This window comes from Phaeobacter sp. HF9A (assembly GCF_011806385.1).
Classification (GTDB): domain Bacteria; phylum Pseudomonadota; class Alphaproteobacteria; order Rhodobacterales; family Rhodobacteraceae; genus Epibacterium.
On the sequence record NZ_JAATOX010000049.1, the window covers coordinates 1 to 19,390 of the forward strand.

11 protein-coding genes are annotated in these 19,390 nt (G+C 65.8%); 6 read left to right on the forward strand and 5 right to left on the reverse strand.

The features are described 5' to 3' along the window. The first annotated feature begins 97 nt into the window (after positions 1-97). Together HCZ87_RS10605 and HCZ87_RS10610 are read left to right on the forward strand one after the other, a co-directional pair. Positions 98-1,036, forward strand: coding sequence for a phage protease (locus tag HCZ87_RS10605; RefSeq protein WP_167643731.1), 939 nt, complete (start codon positions 98-100; stop codon positions 1,034-1,036). Positions 1,037-1,667: 631 nt separating this feature from the next. After that, positions 1,668-2,051, forward strand: a complete 384-nt coding sequence (locus tag HCZ87_RS10610) for a hypothetical protein (protein WP_167643732.1) — start codon at positions 1,668-1,670, stop codon at positions 2,049-2,051. 135 nt (positions 2,052-2,186) lie between these two features. Here the strand turns inward: HCZ87_RS10610 and HCZ87_RS10615 are convergent, their stop codons facing one another. Next, on the reverse strand, positions 2,187-2,954 hold the full coding sequence (locus tag HCZ87_RS10615) for a hydroxypyruvate isomerase family protein (RefSeq protein ID WP_167643733.1): 768 nt from the start codon (positions 2,952-2,954) through the stop codon (positions 2,187-2,189). 268 nt (positions 2,955-3,222) lie between these two features. Then, positions 3,223-3,804 carry a DUF1285 domain-containing protein gene (locus HCZ87_RS10620; protein WP_167643734.1) on the reverse strand — a complete coding sequence of 194 codons (582 nt, stop codon included), beginning with the start codon at positions 3,802-3,804 and terminating at the stop codon, positions 3,223-3,225. A 65-nt stretch (positions 3,805-3,869) separates the two neighbouring features. On the opposite strand from HCZ87_RS10620, the gene HCZ87_RS10625 reads away from it, so the two are divergent. The 4 genes from HCZ87_RS10625 to HCZ87_RS10640 are packed head-to-tail and all read left to right on the forward strand — an operon-like array spanning position 3,870 to position 10,636. Then, the gene (locus HCZ87_RS10625) at positions 3,870-4,877 is read left to right on the forward strand and encodes a MoxR family ATPase (RefSeq protein WP_167643735.1); all 1,008 of its coding nucleotides are present in this window, start codon (positions 3,870-3,872) and stop codon (positions 4,875-4,877) included. Beyond that, positions 4,874-5,782 (forward strand): DUF58 domain-containing protein, encoded by a 909-nt coding sequence (locus HCZ87_RS10630; protein WP_167643736.1) that lies wholly within the window; start codon positions 4,874-4,876, stop codon positions 5,780-5,782. Before HCZ87_RS10625 ends, HCZ87_RS10630 begins: the two co-directional genes overlap by 4 nt. Continuing rightward, a complete protein-coding gene (locus HCZ87_RS10635) occupies positions 5,779-8,544 on the forward strand; it encodes a DUF4159 domain-containing protein (protein ID WP_167643737.1) in 2,766 nt (921 codons plus the stop codon). The genes HCZ87_RS10630 and HCZ87_RS10635 overlap by 4 nt, the downstream gene beginning before the upstream one ends. A 49-nt stretch (positions 8,545-8,593) precedes the next feature. Continuing rightward, positions 8,594-10,636: a hypothetical protein gene (locus HCZ87_RS10640; protein WP_167643738.1), complete on the forward strand. Its 2,043-nt coding sequence runs from the start codon at positions 8,594-8,596 to the stop codon at positions 10,634-10,636. 172 nt (positions 10,637-10,808) lie between these two features. Here the strand turns inward: HCZ87_RS10640 and HCZ87_RS10645 are convergent, their stop codons facing one another. Genes HCZ87_RS10645 through HCZ87_RS10655 form a run of 3 tightly spaced genes read right to left on the reverse strand, consistent with a single transcriptional unit; the run spans position 10,809 to position 19,353 of the window. Further along, on the reverse strand, positions 10,809-11,711 hold the full coding sequence (locus HCZ87_RS10645) for a 2-keto-4-pentenoate hydratase (protein WP_254868596.1): 903 nt from the start codon (positions 11,709-11,711) through the stop codon (positions 10,809-10,811). A gap of 35 nt (positions 11,712-11,746) precedes the next feature. Beyond that, positions 11,747-13,912, reverse strand: coding sequence for a penicillin-binding protein 1C (gene pbpC, locus HCZ87_RS10650; protein WP_167643739.1), 2,166 nt, complete (start codon positions 13,910-13,912; stop codon positions 11,747-11,749). After that, entirely contained in the window at positions 13,909-19,353 is a 5,445-nt protein-coding gene (locus HCZ87_RS10655; protein WP_167643740.1) for an alpha-2-macroglobulin family protein, read from the reverse strand. The genes pbpC and HCZ87_RS10655 overlap by 4 nt, the downstream gene beginning before the upstream one ends. Positions 19,354-19,390: the final 37 nt, after the last annotated feature.

Sequence of the window (19,390 nt, forward strand, 5' to 3'; positions counted from 1 at the left end):
AAGTTGCTGAATTCGGAGTTTGGCGCTGGTGGTGAAACCAACCAGTGGAAAGGCACCGCCAAGTTGATCGTCACCCCGTTCCTCAGCGAGTGATCAGATGCTGAACCAAGCAAGCGCAACATGTGAGCTATCCGGCAAAGCGCCGGATTGGGTCCATCTGTTCCCGTCTGGGCAAATGATTGGGCGGGACGGTAGGCAATTCGCCTTGTCTGACCCACAACTGGTTATTCAGGCTTTCAATCAATCCGGGGTCGATCTGCCGATTGACTATGAACATCAGAACGACCGCAAGCCTGAAGGGCACGTCGGCCCTGTGCCCGCCGCTGGCTGGATCAAGGAGCTGAAAGCGGATTCTGTTGGGCTTTGGGGCCGGGTCGAATGGACCGCACAGGCGCGCGAACTGATCTCGACCAAGGCTTACCGCTACCTCAGTCCATCCTTCTTCTTTGAACCACGCAGCAAGGCAATCACCAGTCTCAAAGGTGCAGGGCTGGTTCACAATCCCAATCTCCAACTTCAAGCGCTTGCAAGTCAGGAACACGCCATGCCCGAAAATCAGGACTTTATGCAGCAACTGCTGCAAGCTCTGAACCTGCCAACCGAGGCCGACCCCCAAGCGGTTCTTGACGCGGTTATAGCACTCAAAGGAGATGTTCGCCTTGAAACGGCTGCACAGTCTCACGATCCCACGCGCTTCGTTCCCATTGAAGCGGTTCAGGAACTCATGAAGGATCGGAACCAACAGCTTTCAACTCAAGCTGAAAGCCGGATCGCGGGCAAGGTCTCTGACGCTGTAGAAAACGGCATCATCCTGCCCCGCATGAAAGAGTGGGCCACTGCGCTGTGCCGGACAGACGAGGCGGCATTTGACACCTTCGTTTCCAGTTCGATGCCTGGGGCTTACTCCCATTTGAACAAACCAAATCCACTGCCATCCTATCCTGGAAATGGTGTTGGCCAGGCGGCGTCGAGCTCGTCAGAAGCTGCGGCAATTTGTGCGCAACTGGCGCTGCGTCCTGACGCGCTCAACGATTGAGGTACGTCGGTTCCCGTATCTCACAACTGCGCAGCTGTTCGCTCCTCGTTGTGTTCAGCCGCGTGTCTCCCCGGTTCGTACCCCCCGATACGAACCGGGGAATGACAGACAGAACGATTTTGGATGAGCATACAGATGTCAGTGCCAACTCGCCCGCTTCCCAAACCCACCGCGCAAGTGCAGCCCTATGTCGATGTGCTTGGTCCAGAATTGACAGTGCAGTTTCTCTTGAAACTTGGAGGATCTGAACTCTTTACCCCGCGAAACCCGAAAGGGCGGTCGCGGATTGAAACGCTGATCGGAGCGGAGCATGTCCGGGCATTGGCAGATGTGTCGCATCTCTTGCAACGCCGCGTACCCTTGGCAAATGCGTGGATCTCTGCATTTCTACACTGGCAAGGAATGCCCGTGAATGAAATCGCGCGGACCATTCGCCGAACAGATAATTCTGTGCGTATGTATCTTGCGCAGTATAACGTCCGGAGCGCGGCTTGAGTGTGTCAGGGGTGCGCGCAGGCGATGGGGCCTCGCTCCCGGTCAAGCCGGAAACCCCACATGGCGCTCCGATCCCAAGATCGTGCTACGGCCGCGAGAATATCACCGTGTCACGCCTGCGAGAGTGAGTGTAGAAATGTGCGCTGCAAATTCAATGCCTGAAGCACCTGAAACGCTCTCGTCGCAGGAAATTCATCACCAATTGACCAAAGCCTTGGCCAATCTTGAAGCTGTTGATGCAACGATTCAAGCGGCAAAGACATGTCTCAAGAGCGCTCTTACACCAGGTCCTGGCACAGCCTTTAAACCTGCATCAAACGCTGCTTCGCACCGACGCCTTCACCACCCGGGCCGCCCGCGTCGGATTGATGCCGACGCTGAACTGCGGGCCTTCGTTCTGGCGCGCATTGAAGTCATGACTTTTGAGGCACTGGCGGAGGCCATAGCCCAACAGTTTCCACCTGAAAGATGTGTCGGCAAGAGTGCTATTCATGACTGGTTCCACAGTGCACGCCGATAACCCCATCCGAGAACTACCGAGATAGACCGGCCTCTTCCGGTATCAAACCTGCTGAAATGGCGGTATCAGGCTGAGTGATTACTAACAACTGTACCTGACGGAGGCCCTCCCCACCCCCCCAGGGCCGGGGCCCGATCAGGCCGCCTGCAACGCGCCCATCCAGCGCAGGCTGTCTTCGGTGCGGGGGGTGCTGGGGGTATATTCGGCACTGACCCAACCCTGGTAGCCACTGTCATCAATCGCGGCAAAAAGCGCGTCGAAGTCCAGCGGGCCGCGCCCGGGTTCACAGCGCGAGGGGGCGGCGGCGAATTGTACGTGGCTGGCCCGGTGACCAAAGATCTCCCAGACCTTGAGCGCATCGCCATGGATCATCTGCGCATGATAGGCGTCAAATTGCAGCGTCACGTTGTTGCGGCCAACCTCGTCCAGGATCTCTACCGCGAGATTATAATCGTCGAGAAAATAGCCGGGGAAATCGCCGCCGTTCAGCGGCTCGATGGTGAACTGCTGATAGGGCGCGGAGTCCGCCGCTGCGCGCAGGTTCTGCACAAAGGTTTCGCGCGCGGCCTCGCCCTTGGCCGGTCCCGCCATGATATGAATGCGACCCGCCCTGAGCACTTCGGCGTAGCGGAGCACCCGGCGGATGTCGCGCTGAAAGCGGTCGGCCAGCTCCGGCACCGCCGCATACCCGGGATCGCCGCCGGTATAATTCGGCGGTGGGGCATTGATCAGCAACAGCTCCAGCCCGTTGGCCATCAGCGCGCGCTGGGTTTCCTTTGCTGCAAATTCATAGGGATACAGCACTTCCACCGCTTTGAACCCGGCTGCCGCTGCGGCGGAAAACCGGTCCAGATAGGGGAGCTCTGCAAAGAGCATGGATAGATTGGCTGCGAACCTTGGCATTCTCACCTCCTGCTACGCGTGCAGTTCCCTGTCCGACAGTGCGCCCACTATAGCACAGACCGGACGTCTTCGTGGCGGGCTTTAATTTAAGTTTGAACTGCATCGGCTCTCATCTTGAGATGGGATATGCCCGTGCAGCGGGCAGAAGAGAACGCCCTTGTTTTGTGCAATTTTAACGGAATGGCGTTTTCGGCCACTCCCCGCCGATCAAACGGCTGCCTTCAACTGTGGCGTGTGCGCAGCCCGAGGGCAAGGCTCGGCGTGAGGATCAGGCGAGATCCAGCTCGCCCGCCGACAGAATGCGGAAAAATGCGCCACCGGACCAGACCCCGAACCAGCCCTCCTGCACCTCGGCGAGATCCATCAGCCGATAAAAACTCTTGCGATCAATAAGCGCCTCAAGCCCGGCGCGGATATGCACATAGGGGGAGGGCTCGCCCGTATCGGGATCGAGATCCACCCGAATGGGGTGATCCGGGCCTGCCGTGACCGTATCGCCGACATGGGTGGTGAAGCGCAGCTCCTGTTCCCGCCCGGTGCCGGATGCCTCGAAATCAACGGCGACAAAGGGGGCGTCCTCCACCGTGATGCCGACTTTTTCCACCGGCGTGACGAGGAAATATTTGCCGTCTTCGCGCTTCAGGATCGAGGAGAACAGCTTGACCAGCGCAAAGCGGTTGATCGGCGTGCCGAGGTAGAACCAGGTGCCATCGCGCGCGATGCGCATGTCGATATCGCCGCAGAACGGCGGATTCCACAGATGCACCGGCGGCAATCCGCCTTTGCCACTGGCCTTAACACTGGCGGCAAGCGCATCAACATCCGGTGTCACAGCTTTTTGTCCACTCATTCGTTTTGCCATTCCATCTCTGCGCGATACACTCCACATCATATAAGCCCAGGGAAGGGAAAGTCATGAGCGAAGCACAGGATCTGTTGTCCGACATCGAAGCGCTGGAAGGCAAGCTGCAAGAGGCGCGGGCCTCGATCACCCGCCGCTTTATAGGGCAGGAGCGGGTGGTGGATCTGACGCTTGCAACCCTGCTGTGCGGCGGTCATGGCTTGCTTATCGGCCTGCCGGGGCTGGGCAAGACGCGGCTGGTGGAGGCGCTCTCGACGGTGATGGGGCTGCATGGCAACCGGGTGCAGTTCACCCCGGATCTGATGCCCGCCGATATTCTGGGGTCAGAGGTGCTGGACACCGCCGCTGACGGCAGCCGGGCCTTCCGATTCGTGCAGGGGCCGATTTTCTGCCAGCTCTTGATGGCGGATGAGATCAACCGTGCCAGCCCAAGGACGCAATCGGCGCTGCTCCAGGCGATGCAGGAAAAGACTGTCACCGTGGCGGGCGAGAACCGGGCGCTGGATATACCCTTCCATGTGCTGGCAACGCAGAATCCCATTGAGCAGGAGGGCACCTATCCGCTGCCCGAAGCACAGCTGGACCGCTTCCTGTTGCAGATCGACGTGCAGTATCCCGACCGGGACACCGAACGCGAAATCCTGCTGGCCACCACCGGCGTTGCAGAAGAAGAAGCGCATCAGGTGTTCACCGCCGCCGAGCTGATCGCCGCGCAGACCCTGTTGCGCCGGATGCCGGTGGGCGAGTCGGTGGTCGAGCTGATCCTCGATCTGGTGCGTGCCTTCCGCCCCGAGGAACCCGGCGTCTCGGATCGGGTGGCGCAGACCGTGGCCTGGGGCCCTGGCCCCCGCGCCGCGCAGGCGCTGATGCTGGCGGTGCGGGCGCGCGCCCTGTTGCAGGGGCGGCTGGCGCCCAACGCCGAGGATGTGATCAATATGGCCCGCCCGGTGCTGAGCCACCGCATGCAGCTGAGCTTTGCCGCGCGGGCGCGGGGCGACAGCCTCGCCGATCTGATTGACGAGACCGCCAGCCAGCTGCGCCGGACCGAGGCCGCCGCGTGAGCCATCCCGCCGCCTCCCAAAGCAGGCCCGCGCGTGGGGCCGCCGGCGCGATCCGCAGCCGCGCCGAAGAGGCCGCCAGCCTGTTGCCGCCACTCCTGGTGCAGGCGCAGCAGTTGGCCGGGGCGGTCTTGCTGGGCGAACATGGGCGGCGGCGCTCTGGCGTGGGCGATGATTTCTGGCAATATCGCCCGGTGCAGCAAGGCGACAGCGCCCGCATGATCGACCACCGCAGGTCAGCGAGAGGAGACATGCAATTCGTGCGCGAGCGGGAATGGCAGATCGCCCAGACGGTGCATCTCTGGGTCGATCAGGGGCAGTCGATGCGCTTTGCCTCGGACAAAAACCTGCCGCAGAAAATCGACCGGGCGCGCCTCCTTGGGCTTGCCATGGCGGTGCTGATGGTGCGCGGCGGCGAGCGGATCGGGCTGACCGGCGGGCTGCTGCCCCCCCGGCGCGGCAATATGCAGATCCTGCGGCTGGCCGAGCATCTGACCACCCGGGAAGACGCGACCTATGCGCCGCCGGAACATCGCGCCCTGATCCCGCAGGCGCGGGCGCTGTTCATCTCCGATTTCCTCGGCCCCTTCGAGGAGCTGGAAATCGCCCTCTCCAAAGCCGCCGACCGGGGCGTGCGCGGGGTGCTCCTGCAAGTGCTGGACCCGAGCGAGGAGCTGTTTCCCTTTGCCGGGCGCACCCGTTTTGAGGGCCCCGGCGCGGATCTGAGCCATGAAACGCTGAAAGCCTCGGCGCTGCGGGACCGCTACCTGGAGCGGCTGGCGGAACGGCGCGATGCGCTCTCCGCCCTCTGTCGCGCGGCAGGCTGGAGTTTTGGCATACATCATAGCGGCGACAGCGCCCAATCCGGGTTGCTCTGGCTCTATCACGCATTGGAGCGGCGCAGATGACGATGATCGCGGGCATAGGGTTTGCCAGCCCCTGGCTTTTGCTGGGCTTGCTGGTGCTGCCGATCCTCTGGCTGCTTTTGCGCGCCATCCCTCCGGCGCCGAAACGGCAGCTGTTCCCGGCGGTCACCCTGCTATTGGGCCTGAAGGATGACGAGAGCCTGTCGGACCGCACCCCCTGGTGGCTGCTTATGCTGCGCATGCTGGCGGTGGCGGCGGCGATCATTGGCCTCTCGGGGCCGGTGCTGAACCCGACCCAGGAACAGAACGGCAGCGGGCCTCTGTTGATCGTGCTGGATTCAAGCTGGGCCGGGGCGCCGCACTGGCGCCAGACCCGCGACCAGATCGAAGCGGAGCTGGACGAGGCCGGGCGTGCGGGCCGCACCGTGGCGCTCTTGCGGCTGACCGCGCCGGAGCCCTTGCGCTTTCTCGCCGCCGGGCAATGGCGCCGCCAGTTGCCCGGGATGGAGCCGCAGCCCTGGGTCGCCGCCCCTGCCCAGATTGCCGCCGCAGAGGAGGCCATCGCCGCGGTTGAGGGCGGCTTTGACACGCTCTGGCTCAGTGATGGGATCGCCATGCCGGGACGCGCCGATCTGGTCGCAACCCTGGCCGAACGCGGCGACATCGAGGTGTTTCAGCCCCCAAGTCCGACGCTGGGCCTCTTGCCCGCCACCTATGAGGATGGTGTCATCGCGCTGCACGCGCAACGTAGCAGCGCAGGGCTGGCGCAGGAGATCACCGTGCAGGCGCTTGGTCTTGATCCCGGCGGCAGCGAGCGCGCCCTGGCCGCCGCGACGCTGGAGTTTGATCCCGGCGCCACCAAGGCCGAGGGGGCCCTCTCCCTGCCCATGGAGCTGCGCGCCCGGATCAGCCGGTTCGAAATCCTGAACAGCCGCTCCGCCGGGGCGGTCTCGCTGACCGATGATCGGCTGCGGCGGCGCGAGGTGGCGCTGATCTCCGCCCGGAGCAGTGACGAAGGGTTGGCGCTGCTGTCGCCGCTCCATTATCTGCGGCAGGCGCTGGCACCGACGGCGGAGCTGCTGGAAGGCGCGCTCGCCGATCTGTTGCCCGCCAGGCCGGATGTGATCGTGCTGGCCGATGTGGCGCGACTGGCCCCCGATCAGGAAGCCGAGCTGGTGGATTGGGTGGAAAACGGCGGGCTGCTGCTGCGCTTTGCGGGGCCGCGACTGGCCGCCAGCGACACCGCCCGCGATCACGAGGAGCCGCTGCTGCCGGTCCGGCTGCGCATCGGTGGCCGCAGCATCGGCGGCGCCATGAGCTGGGGCGAGCCAAAAGCGCTGGCACCCTTTGCCGAGGGCACGCCCTTTTACGGGCTGGATATCCCGCCGGAGGTCACCGTCAGCTCGCAGGTGATGGCGCAGCCCGACCCGGAGCTGGCCAATCGCGTCATCGCCGAGCTCAGCGATGGCACGCCGCTGGTGACCCGCAAATCCCTGGGCCAGGGACAGGTGGTGCTGTTTCATGTCACCGCCAATGCGGAGTGGAGCAGCCTGCCGCTGTCGGGGTTGTTCGTCGATATGCTGGAACGTCTGGCGGTGTCCTCGGCGGCCAAACCGCCCGCTGCCGAGGATCTGGAAGGCACCCGCTGGCAGGCGGTGGAGGTGCTTGATGGCTTTGGTCGCCTGAGCGATGCGGATGCGCTGGCAGGGGTGGCGGGCCCCGATCTGATTGCCGCCCCGGCGGGGCCGGAGCTGCGCCCCGGGCTCTATACCAGCGGCAGCCGCGCCTATGCCCGCAACGTGCTGCGCGGCGACGACCGGCTGGAGGCTGCGACCTGGCCTGCCTCGGTGCCGGTGCTGACCTATCAGGGCGCCGATGAACGCCCGCTTGGCGGCCTTCTGCTGAGCGCCGCGCTGGTGCTGATCGCGCTGGACATCGCGGCCGCGCTTTTGGTTTCGGGCCTCTGGTCGCCCGCGCGGGTCGCGGGGCTGGCGCTTGTGGCCGGGATCGGCCTTGCAGCCATGCCACAGCCTGCAACGGCGCAGGACGATCACACCCCGGTCGAGCTGACCTCGGAGCTGACGCTGGCCTATGTACGCACGGGGGATCCCCAAACCGACCGCGTCTCCGCCGAGGGGCTTCGCGGCCTCAGCAATGTCATGCGACTGCGCACCTCGGTGGAACCGGCCGAGCCTCATGGCGTCGATCTGGAAACGGATGAGCTGGCGTTTTTTCCCTTTCTCTATTGGCCGGTCACCGCCAACCAGCCGCTGCCCTCCTCCGAGGCCTATGCCAGGCTCAACGCCTATATGCGCAGCGGCGGCATGATCCTGTTTGATACCCGCGACGCGGATCTTGCGGCGGCGGGGGCGACCAGCGGTGCGGCGCGGCGGTTGCAACAGATCGCCCTGCCGCTGGACATCCCGCCGCTGGAGCCGCTGCCCGCCGATCATGTGCTGACCCGCGCCTTTTACCTGCTTCAGGATTTCCCCGGCCGCCATCCCCGTGGCCCGGTCTGGGTCGAAGCGGCGCCCGCGGATGCCCAGCAGGTTGAGGGGCTGCCCTTTCGCAACCTCAACGACGGGGTGACCCCGGTGGTGATCGGCGGCAACGACTGGGCCGCTGCCTGGGCGGTGGATGACAACAACGCGCCGCTCTATCCGGTCGGGCGCGGCTTTGCCGGCGAGCGTCAGCGCGAGTTGGCCCGGCGCTTTGGCGTCAACCTGCTGATGCATGTGCTGACCGGCAACTACAAATCCGATCAGGTGCATGTGCCGGCCCTGCTGGATCGGCTGGGCCAATGACCCGAACAGTAAACATCCCCGCCGCAGCCCCCCAAGGAGCGCACTCGCAATGACGCAAACACTCCTGTTTGATCCGCTGGTGCCCTGGCCGGTTCTGATTGCCCTGGCGGGGCTGAGCCTCTGTGCGCTGGCGCTGGCAATCTGGCGACGGCTGCGCGGCTGGGGCTTGCGCGCGGGCGCGGCGCTGGTTCTGCTGGCGGCGCTGGCCGGACCGGTGCGGCAGGTCGAGGACCGCAGCCCGCTGAGCGATATCGTGATCGTGGCCGAGGACAAGACCGCAAGCCAGACCCTGTCGGACCGCCCGGCCCAAATGACCGAGGCCCGCGGCGCGCTGGAGGCGGCCCTCGCCGCGCGGGGCAACACCGAGCTGCGCTGGATCAGCGTCGAGGACAGCCCAGACGATGGCGGCACACAGCTGATGCAGGCGCTCACCCGCGCGCTGGCGGACGAACCCCGCGCCCGGGTGGCGGGGATCATCGCGCTCTCGGATGGGCAGGTGCATGACATCGAGCGCACGCCCGACCTGCCTGCACCGCTGCATCTGTTGATGACCGGCCACGCCGAGGACTGGGACCGGCGGCTGATCGTGAAGAACGCACCCTCCTTTGGCATTATCGGCGAGCCGATCACCTTGACCCTGCGCGTCGAGGATCAGGGCGCCGTGCCCCCCGGCCAGCGCCTGACCGAGTTGCAGATCGCCGTCGATGGCGGTGCGGCGCAGAGCTTCCGCCTGCCGGTCGGCGTCGATTTCGACCTGCCGCTGACCCTGCCGCATGGGGGCCGCAACGTGATCGAATTCCGGGTGCCGGAGGCTGAGGGCGAGCTCACCGCGCGCAACAACACCGCGCTGTTGCAGATCAACGGCGTGCGCGACCGGCTGCGGGTGCTTCTGGTCTCTGGCGCGCCGCATCCCGGCGGGCGCACCTGGCGCAACCTGTTGAAATCGGACAGCTCCGTTGATCTGGTGCATTTCACCATCCTGCGCCCGCCAGAAAAGCAGGACGGGGTGCCGGTGGATGAGCTCTCGCTGATTGCCTTCCCCACCCGCGAGCTGTTTCTGGAAAAGATCGAGGATTTCGATCTGATCATCTTTGACCGCTACAAGCGGCGCGGCATCCTGCCCTCGGCCTATCTGGAGAATGTCGCCAATTACGTGCGCAACGGCGGTGCGGTGCTGGTGGCCGCCGGGCCGGATTTTGCCAGCGCCGACAGTATTTTTCGCACGCCGCTTGCCTCAGTGCTGCCCGCGCGCCCCTCGGCGCGGGTGCTGGAAGAACCTTATCGCCCGCACCTCAGCCCGCTTGGCCTGCAACATCCGGTCACGGCGGAGCTGACCGGCGCCGACAGCTGGGGCCGCTGGATGCGGCAGGTGGAGCTGGAAACCACCCGTGGCAACACGCTGATGCAGGGGATCGACGACCGCCCGCTCTTGACGCTAGACCGGGTCGGCGAGGGACGCGTGGCGCTGCTCGCTTCGGATCATGCCTGGCTCTGGAGTCGCGGCTATGAGGGCGGCGGGCCGCAGCTGGAGCTGCTGCGCCGTCTGGCCCATTGGATGATGAAAGAGCCGGAGCTGGAAGAGGAGATCCTCACCGCCGAGGCCAATGGCCCGCGCATGCGCATCGAACGCCGCACCCTTGGCGATAGCGTCGGGCCGGTCGAGGTGACGATGCCGGATGGCGAGACGGCAGAGGTTGAGCTGCGCGAAAGCCGCCCCGGCCTCTGGGTGGGTCGTTTCGAGAGCGACCAGATCGGGCTCTACCACCTTGTCGAAGGCGATCAGCACGCGGTGATCGGCCTTGGCCCCGCCGCCCCGCGCGAGTTCGAGCAGACGATCGCCAGCGCAAATGTCATGGAGCCCGCGATCCGCGCTCAACGGGGGGGCGCAATGGCGTTGGAGGCGGGGATGCCTGCGATCCGCGATATCCGCGAGGGCAGACCCGCGGCGGGACGGGGCTGGATCGGTCTCTTGCCACGTGGTGCCTATGAGACCACAGCTGTCACCCAATCTCAGCTGCTGCCACCCTGGCTTCTGCTGTTGCTCGCGGCGGCACTGCTGATCGGGGCCTGGCTGCGGGAAGGGCGGAGCTAGCCAACGCGCTGCCCTGTCAGTGCCCAGTCGCAGGGCATCTCATCAAGACGGGTGGCGCTCCCGCCCGTCCTTGTGACCCAAAGGGTCCCATCGGCCCGTTGGGCCGAGCGCCGCGCCAAAGGCGCGGCGCGGGTCGCCTCGGGCAAAGCCCGAGGCGAAACATCTCTCTGCCTCAGGACGATCCGGCAAATGACACGGTGACCTCTGGATCACCGGGCAGCCCCCGATAAATCACAGACGCACCGCCCTTCAGCTTCTGTGCAGGTGTCAGCGGCCCAAAGGAGCCAACCGAGACCAGATCTCCTGCCTTGAAGGTCACTCCCGCGCCGTGCAGCCAGAGAACAGCCTCTGCCGGATGTCCCAGAACGGCGGTCCCGGGCGCGGTGGTCAGCAGCTCCCCCGTGCCGTCGCGCAGCTCCACCTGCATCTCGGCCAGCGCTTCGGTCATCGCGGCAGGATCACCCACCGGCAGCGCCGCACCCAGAACGCCAAGCCGCGCGCCAACGCCCATCGCCGTGATCGTTTCCGGCGTCATGTCCTGGCCCTGCGCCAGCGCCAGATCTGGCAGTTCGATAAAAGGGTAGATGGCGCTGACGTTCCGCATCACCTCTTCGCGCGTCACCGCCGCATTGACCGCGGAATCGCGGATCTCGAGTACGAGATCCGCCTCGACCATGGCCACGCTCGCCCAGGGCGCTGTTACCACGGCAGCGTCCTCGAGCATCATGTCGCGATAGAGCACCCCGCGTACGGGTTCACTGGCGCCAAAGTGCTCCTGCGCGGGGGCGCTTGTCAGCCCCGCCTTATAGCCGATCACCGGACCAAGATGCAGGCTGAGCGCCTCGGCCAGCCGCGCCTGAGTACAAAGCGCGTCGATCATGCTGCCTCCCACCCCCAGCGCCTCGGTCGGCTCAAACGCCATGTAGTCGGAGACGAACCGCGCGATGTCCTCCTCGCGGGCGCAATCCGCCATGGCACCTATGGCGCTGCCAGCCAACAGCGCCCCCGCAAGCAAGGCGCAGATACCTCCGCGTTTGGTCCAACCCGGCGCGCGACCTGTCTGATGTCGGCTCATGCTCATTTGGCCCCCTCCCCAACGATACGCGGACATCAGCCCGCCTCCTCGATTTCGATAGCGACCCGGGCAGATTGCCCCTCTGCGTCGATCACCACAAGCGTGGCGTGGCCTGGCCCGGGGCTCGGAAGGTCGAGATCGCGCAACCGCAGACCCCGGGCCACCGGAACCCCGTTTGCCAAGACGGTAAAGGGCAGCCGTCCGCCGCGCAGCTTCATCGCCAGCCGCCCGCCCACCGGCGCAATCCTTGCTCGGCTGGGCGGGAACATCACCTCCGGTGCCCCGGCGCCTGCGTCAGAGAATACCTCGCCGCGCGCGCGATAGCGCTGCAAGGGCTGCGGCAACTCCGCCGAGGTCAGGATCAGGGCGTTCGGAGGCGGTGGCGCAAGCGGTGACAGCTCCGGCTTCAGCATGGCGAAGGCCTCAAACAGCGCCGGTGCCGCCAGTCCCGCGCCAAAGCTCCCCGGCACCGGCGTGCCATCCGCACGGCCAAACCAGACGCCGATCACATGTTGCCCGTCCCAGCCCACCGCCCAGGCATCCCGGTGGCCGTAGGAGGTCCCGGTCTTATAGGGCAGCACGCCGCTATGATGCCCGCTTGGCGCCGGAAGGTCGCGCAGGATATCGCCCAGATACCAGGCAGCGACCGGCGACATCAGCCGCTGCGTTTGACCAGTGGCGCCGGCCACCGCATGCAACTGCGGCCCGACGCCACCCTCCGCCAGCGCCGCATAAAGCTGCACCAGGTCGCGCAGGCTGACCCCAACCCCGCCGAGGCTGATCGCCAGACCGGCCTTGCCCCCGGGCAGCTCCGGCGTCATCCCCGCTTGCCGCATGCCCGCCATCACCCGCGAGGGCCCCAGCGCATCGGTCAGGGTGACCACCGGCGTGTTGAGCGACAATTGCAACGCATCGCGCACCCGAATGTCACCGCGAAACAGACCGTCGAAATTCTGCGGCGCATAGCCGTTGAAAGAGATCGGCGCATCGCGCATGACCGTATCGGGGTGCACCAGCCCCTCGTCAAAGGCGAGCCCGTAGATCAGCGGTTTCAGCGTTGAGCCCGGCGAGCGCCGCGCCCGGGTCATATCCACAAACCCGCGCCGCGCCGTGTCGGTGTAATCGGCAGCACCCAGGCTGGCGAGGATCTCGCCGCTCTGGTGATCCGCCACGATCATCGCCCCGCTGAGATGCGCGCCCCCGGCGGCGACATGGCGGCGCAGCATCTCCTGAAGCCGCGCCTGAAGCTCCGCATCCAGGGTCACGTCAAACCGCCGTTGCGTCGGAGCCTCCGCCCGCAGCTGATCGCCCAGGTGCGGGGCCAGCAGCGGAAAGCTGCGCCGCTCTTGCGGCAGTCGCGCCTGTGTTGCCTGATCCGCCGCCTCCGCCGTCAAGAGCCCCGCCGCCTGCGCCCGCTGCAACACGCGCGCCCTTGCGTCCCTGGCTGAACTTACCGAACGGTCAGGGCGACGCGTCTCCGGTGACTGTGGCAAGGCCACCAAAAGCGCCGCCTCGGCCGGGATCAGCCGATAGGGTTCCTTTCCAAACCAGGCAAAGCTCGCGGCGCGTACCCCCTCCAGATTGCCGCCAAAGGGCGCATGGGTAAGATAGAGCGAGAGGATCTCCTCCTTGCTCAGTCGCCGCTCCAGCGCCAGCGCCACCCGCATCTGCCGCAGCTTGCCCGACCAGCGCCCTGTGGTGCCATCCTCCAGAAGCCGCGCCACCTGCATGGTCAGCGTGGAGCCGCCAGAGACCGTCCGCCCATGCCAGAGCGCCTGCCCCACGGCCCGCAGCATCGCCATGGGATCGACCCCGGCGTGGCTGTAAAAGCGTTTGTCTTCATAGGCGATCAACATGGCGCGATAGGCGGGATCGACCTCCTCCACCCCGACCTGCATGCGCCAGATCCCATCAGCAACCGGATAGGCCCGCAGCAGCCGCCCGGAGCGGTCGCGCAGCTCAACCGAGGTCTCTGCCACGGTATGCGGCAAGACCGTGGTTTCGATCCAGTGATCCACCCCGCGCCCCGCCAGCACTGTCAGCACCAAAACCGCCAACAGAGCTGTTCTGAGACTCTCCCAGCCGCGTCGTCGGGGGCGCGTGGCGCCCCCTCCTGACCGAACGGTCAGGACGCGCCCCTCCCCGGCAGGGGAGGGGCGCCACCGCCTTTGCAACAGGCGCGACAGCCTTGTCGGCGTCATTGGATTCGCAACCGTCCCGCCGCCGTATTGGCGCGATAGGCCGGGCGATACATGTCCTCGACCACCGCCGCGGGATGGCGGAACACCCCGGGGCTGACCGCGCGCACCATATAGGCCAGCGTGATCGTGCTATCGCCAGAGGAGGTCACCGCCGCCAGGAACCGATCCGCGCGGAATTCCACGTGATCCGCGTCCCAGAGGTTCAGCCAGTTCAGCTCGCTCACATCACCGGAGCGCAAGAGGTTGGGGTTGTCGATTTCCAGCCCCGCAGGCAGCGGATCATTCACCATCAGGCGCGCGCCGATGTCCTCATGCGGCATCACCCGCAGCACCGTCACCAGCCGGGTGCCAACCTCGACCGAGCTCAGATCCACCTCTTCGCCCTCCAGCGTGTAATAGTCCCGCGTCAGCCCAAAGCCATAGCCCTGCGCTTCTGGCGGCACAAAAGGCACGCCAATTCGGGTCAAGGTGATATCCGTTGCCCGCCCGGAGGAGGCGGTGATCGAGAGCTCGGCGGGAGCCGCCCCCTCCATCACCTCGACAAAGGCGCCAGAGACCGGCTGACCATTGACCATCAGACCGGAATCTTCGGGATGATCCACCAGCGCCTGCGCCGCCATCAGGCTCCAGCTGGCTTCCTGGGTGGAAAGATAGCGGTCTCCCTTTGCCACGCGCGCGGTCAGGTAGTCGCGGTTCACCGCAGTGCTGCCAGCCTCGATCGCCAGCGCCAGCACCGCCGCGCTATCGCGCAGATGGGTGCCATAGTCGGCGCGCAGAACGGCGTTCTCTGCCCCCTGCCCCGCGATCATCTGCGCCGCACGGGCAAACATCTTGTCGGCCCGCCGCTGATCGCCATAGGCGGCCAGCGCCGCGCCCAGCTGTGCGGCGCCCATCGGGGTGGTAAAGGCCTCGGCCTTCGCATCTGCATAGTAGCGCAGATCCCCCATCGCCGCCGCGCCTTCGCGCGCCAGAACCAGCATCGCATAGGCCACGTCCTCGCCGCCCTTGTCGAAATCAGGCGCGTAGTTCAGACGGTTGCGCAGATTGTCCATGGCGCGGGCAAAGGCCTGATCCGGCACTGTGTAGCCTTTCGCCCGTGCCCGGCTCAGGAAATCCGAGGCATAGGCGTCGAGCCAGAAATCGCCGCTCTCGGCGCGCCAGAGACCAAAGGCCCCATTGGCCGCCTGCCGGGTCAGCACCTTGCGGATCGCCGCATTGATGCGCTCGTCCACCTTGGGGCCGTCGCCCAGACCGGCCGCCTCTGCCACCGAGGACAGGTAAAGCAGCGGCAGCGCCTTGGAGGTCACCTGTTCAGTGCAGCCATAGGGGTAGCGATCCAGTTGCGACATCAGCCCGGGCACGTCGAATTTCGCCAGCGGTCCCGCCGACATCACTGCGCGGGCGGAGCCAGGGCGCAGCCCGTCAAACACATCCGCGTTGAACAGGAAGCTGTCGCCACCCGCCAGCGAGAACCGTCTGGTGTCGGAGACCTCCGGGTCGTTGGCGCGCACCGGCAGGCGCAGGGTCTGCGCGAGCACCTCGCCGCCCGGCGTGGTGAGGCTGAGCCGCACCGCCGGGTCGCCGACCGCGCTGGCACTGACCGGCAGCTCCAGCAGCACGCGGCCCTGTTCGCTGACCATCACGCTGGCGGGGAGATCCCCCAGCTCCAGCCCGGCGCCGATCACCTCGGCCTTGAGGCCAACCTCGCCGGTGGGACCATCGGCATGGGTGATATCCAGCCGGATGCGGCTTTGGTCCCCCGGTGCGAGGAAGCGCGGCAGCGAGGCCGTCAGCACCACGGGATCGCGCACGATCATATCGGCCTCCGCCTGCCCGACCGAGTGGTCAGCCCACGCCACAGCCATCAGCCGAACCGTGCCGTTGAAATCCGGCAGATCAATCGGCAAGGACACCTGGCCTGTCTCGTCCACCTGCACGGCGCCGTGGAAGACCGACATCAGATCCTGCGTCGGGGGCGGCGACTGGAAACCCGCACCAATCCCAGCATCGCCGCCGGAGCGCAGCCGCCCCAGGGCACCATTGCCCGGATCAATCAGGCGGCCATAAATGTCGCGCAGCTCCATGCCCAACCGGCGCTGGCCGTAGAAATAGCCAACCGGGTCGGGGCTTTTATAACCTGTGAGGTTGAGGATCCCGACATCCACGGCGGCCAGCGTCAGATAGACCTGCTGCCCCGGCGCGGCACCGGAAACTTGCACCTGTGCCTCGACCGTCTGGCGCGGGCGGGTGACCTCTGGCACCTCAATTGCGACCTCCAGCTCCTGGCCCGGCTGCGTCACCGTCGCATGGGCGATCCCCAGCGCGCGGGTGGGGCTGTGGCCCTGGCGCGCGGCGACGGGCTGGATCACCGAGGCGCTGACATAGGCGCCGCTGCCCCAATCGGCGGTGATCTCCAGCGGGATCACATTTTCGCCCGCCTGCACCTCGACTGCCTCGCGGTGGATCAACTCGCTGCCGATCACCGAGATCAGCGCGGTGCCCGCTGCCGGGGGCACGATGCGCAGCCGCGCGGTGTCGCCGGGCGTATAGCTTTCGGCATCCAGCGACAGCTCCAGCCGGTCGGGGGTCTGGGCGTCGGAGGCAGGAACGTACCAGCCCGCGTAGAAATCCTGCGACGCGGTGACATAGTCGCCGTCCAAACGCTCCACCACCAGCTCGTAGCGGCCCCAGTCCACCGGCGCAGAGACCTCGACCGGGTCGCCACCCAACAGCGCATCGCCCGCGGCAATGCGGGTGCGGCGGGTGATCGGTTCCCACTGCCAATCGCCATAGAGCTGATACCACTGATAGCGGGTCTCCACCCGGTTCAGCACCCAATGCACCTGCATCGGTGTCGGCTCCAGATCCGGGCCCAGCGCGATCATGTCGAACGCGGCTGTGGTGCCCTCGGCGACCACATCATCCTCGAACTGCGGTTTCAGGCCGATCATCGGCGTGGCGGGGCGCACCGGCACGGTGAGCGCACGCTCCACCGGGCGGGCAGAGCCATCCGAGATCCGGGTGCGCAGGCTGGCCTCCAGCGGCATCCCGTCGGTGGAGGCACGCGGCAGGGAGGCGACGGCGACGCTCAGGCCCTTTGCATCGGTCTTTTCGGCGTCGAAATAGCGGGTCAGCCGGGTGGTTTCGGCATCATAGGCGCCAAAGCGATAGCCGGGCCGCGCCGCAATGCTGCGCACGGGTTGCAGGGAGACATCGCCCTCGACGCTCAAGCCAGCGCCGGGTGCGCCGAACAGAAAGCGTGCGTCGATATCGACCAGCAGCTGACCGCCCGGCTGCAACAGATCCGCGTTGCGGATGCTCTGGTCAAAGTCGATACGCTCGGGCAGGAAGTCCTCCACCAGAACGGTCTGCCGCGCCAGGGCGGCGGCCTTGGGATCGGCGTAGATCTCGACCGCCCAGGCCCCGCGCGGCGCGCTTTCGCCTACCCGCAGGGCAAAGACATGCCCGCCCGCGCCGACACCGTCGGAGATATGACGGGAGTATTCCACCCCATCCGGGCGTTTCAGCACCGCGATCAGCGGCAGCCCCTCGATGGCCTGGGCGCTCGGGTCACGCGACAGGGCGGTGACATTAATCACCTCACCCGCACGATAGGCGCCGCGATCCGTGGCGAGGAAGACATCGACAGGACCGGGGGCCGCGCGCCCCTCGACACCGCGATCCGAAAGGTCAAAGGCCGCATCCCGCAGCGACAGGAAGGCAAAATCCTCCTCCCCTGCCCGCGCCAGAAGCATCGCCGGGGCGGCGCTGCCGCTGCCCCGGGTCAGGCCGGGGGCAAAATGCGCATAGCCCGACGCGTCCGCCGTGGTGCGGGCGATGACGGCGTTGGCCTCGGAAACCAGCTCCACCTCGACGTCCGCGCGGGGTTTGGCATCAGACAGCCCCATGACCTGCACATGCAGGCCATCCGCCCCGGACATGGAGCTGAGCCCCAGATCAGTCAGCACAAACCACTGCGTCGCCGCCGGGTCGTCATAGGGATCGGCACCCGGCACCGCGGCGCTGAGCACATAGATCCCGACGGGCTGATCCTTCAGCACATCATCCAGCGGCAGGCGCGTGGTCACATCGCGGTTGAGATCCTGTTTCACCTCGGCGGTGCCGCTCCAGAGCAGCTCTGCCATGGTGTCATCAAAATCCTCGACCTGCCAATAATCCAGTGGCCGGGCAAAATAGCTCTCCTGCATGCTGCGCAGCAGGTTGCGGTCGCTGACGCGCGAGAGTTTCAGATCCAGCTTTTCGAGGTTGACGGTTTCCACCGGCAGCGCGGTGACATCGGCGCGGGCCAGCACATAGGCGCGCCCGGGGAAGCGCACCGAGGGGCTGCGGTCGCGGATATACTGGCTGAGGGACACATCCTTGATCAGGGCTTCGCCGCTTTCGGCAGGCAGGCCCCGGCGCAGGGTCACGCGCAGATGCTGGCCATGGGTCAGACCGGTGAGGCAAAGCTCGCTGCCATTGGCCTCAACCGCCAGACCCTCGGCCTCGCTCTTGATGTAATCGCCATAGGTGACGCCGGCTTTCACAAGGTCTTCGGAAAACTCGATACACATACGCGGATCGGCGCTGTCGGCCTCCACCCGGGTATCGGTGACCCGGAAGCCGTATTTGCCGATGGCGTTGTCCAGCAGATCCTCGACCTCCTGGCGCGGCGCAAGATCCTGCGCTAGCCGCAACACTGCGATCATGTCGCGGCCGCGGTTCATCTGTTCCAGACGGCGGGCGGCCTCGGTCAGGGCGGCGGCCTGAAGCTGGGGAGACTCGGCGCGCAGATAGCCATTCAACGCCGCCGCAAAGGAGGCCTCGCGGTTCTTGCGTTTGGTGCTGTTGCTGTCGGTGGGGATCGCGGCAAGATAGCGCGCGTACTCCAGCCAGAGATCCGGCGCATCGGTGATCGCGACGGCCTCGCCCATCCAGCGCATCGCCCCGGTAAAGTTCTGCCCCTGTTTAAAGCGATGCGCACCATCAATCAGCGTATCCAGATCACGCCCGCTCAGGGGGAATTGGGTGCCGATCTGAGTGGCGATCTCCCGCGCGCTGGAAAAATCACCCGGATAGATCCCGCGTAGACGCGCCGCCCGTTCGGTGGCCTGCGCCATCAGCCCGCTATCAACCACAAGCTTGCGCACTGTCAGCGCCCCGACAAAAGGCGAGGGATCGCGCAGATCGGTTTTGGGGAAACAGGCATTTGACTGGGTGTTGAAGACAAAGCCGACACAGGCCGACTGGCCAGCGCATGCCCGCTGACAGGAGTCGAGCGAGGTCTCGAACAGCGCCTGGAGGTCGGCGCCAAAATGATCCGTATCCGGCTGGGTGATATATCGCACCGCCGGCAGAGGCGGGATCTCTTCCTCGGCGAAAGCCAGGGGGGCGAATACATGAGAAAAAATAAATATGAATGAAATCAATAGGCGCCGCATGGAATCCTCCTTGTCACCAGCACAAAGCTGACACGCG

Coding starts and splice junctions, on each gene's coding strand:
- HCZ87_RS10615 (WP_167643733.1), bottom strand. CDS start 2,954: ATGCCAAGGTTCGCAGCCAATCTATCCATGCTCTTTGCAGAGCTCCCC.
- pbpC (WP_167643739.1), bottom strand. CDS start 13,912: ATGACGCCGACAAGGCTGTCGCGCCTGTTGCAAAGGCGGTGGCGCCCC.
- HCZ87_RS10655 (WP_167643740.1), bottom strand. CDS start 19,353: ATGCGGCGCCTATTGATTTCATTCATATTTATTTTTTCTCATGTATTC.
- HCZ87_RS10635 (WP_167643737.1), top strand. CDS start 5,779: ATGACGATGATCGCGGGCATAGGGTTTGCCAGCCCCTGGCTTTTGCTG.
- HCZ87_RS10605 (WP_167643731.1), top strand. CDS start 98: ATGCTGAACCAAGCAAGCGCAACATGTGAGCTATCCGGCAAAGCGCCG.
- HCZ87_RS10610 (WP_167643732.1), top strand. CDS start 1,668: ATGTGCGCTGCAAATTCAATGCCTGAAGCACCTGAAACGCTCTCGTCG.
- HCZ87_RS10620 (WP_167643734.1), bottom strand. CDS start 3,804: ATGAGTGGACAAAAAGCTGTGACACCGGATGTTGATGCGCTTGCCGCC.
- HCZ87_RS10645 (WP_254868596.1), bottom strand. CDS start 11,711: ATGAGCCGACATCAGACAGGTCGCGCGCCGGGTTGGACCAAACGCGGA.
- HCZ87_RS10625 (WP_167643735.1), top strand. CDS start 3,870: ATGAGCGAAGCACAGGATCTGTTGTCCGACATCGAAGCGCTGGAAGGC.
- HCZ87_RS10640 (WP_167643738.1), top strand. CDS start 8,594: ATGACGCAAACACTCCTGTTTGATCCGCTGGTGCCCTGGCCGGTTCTG.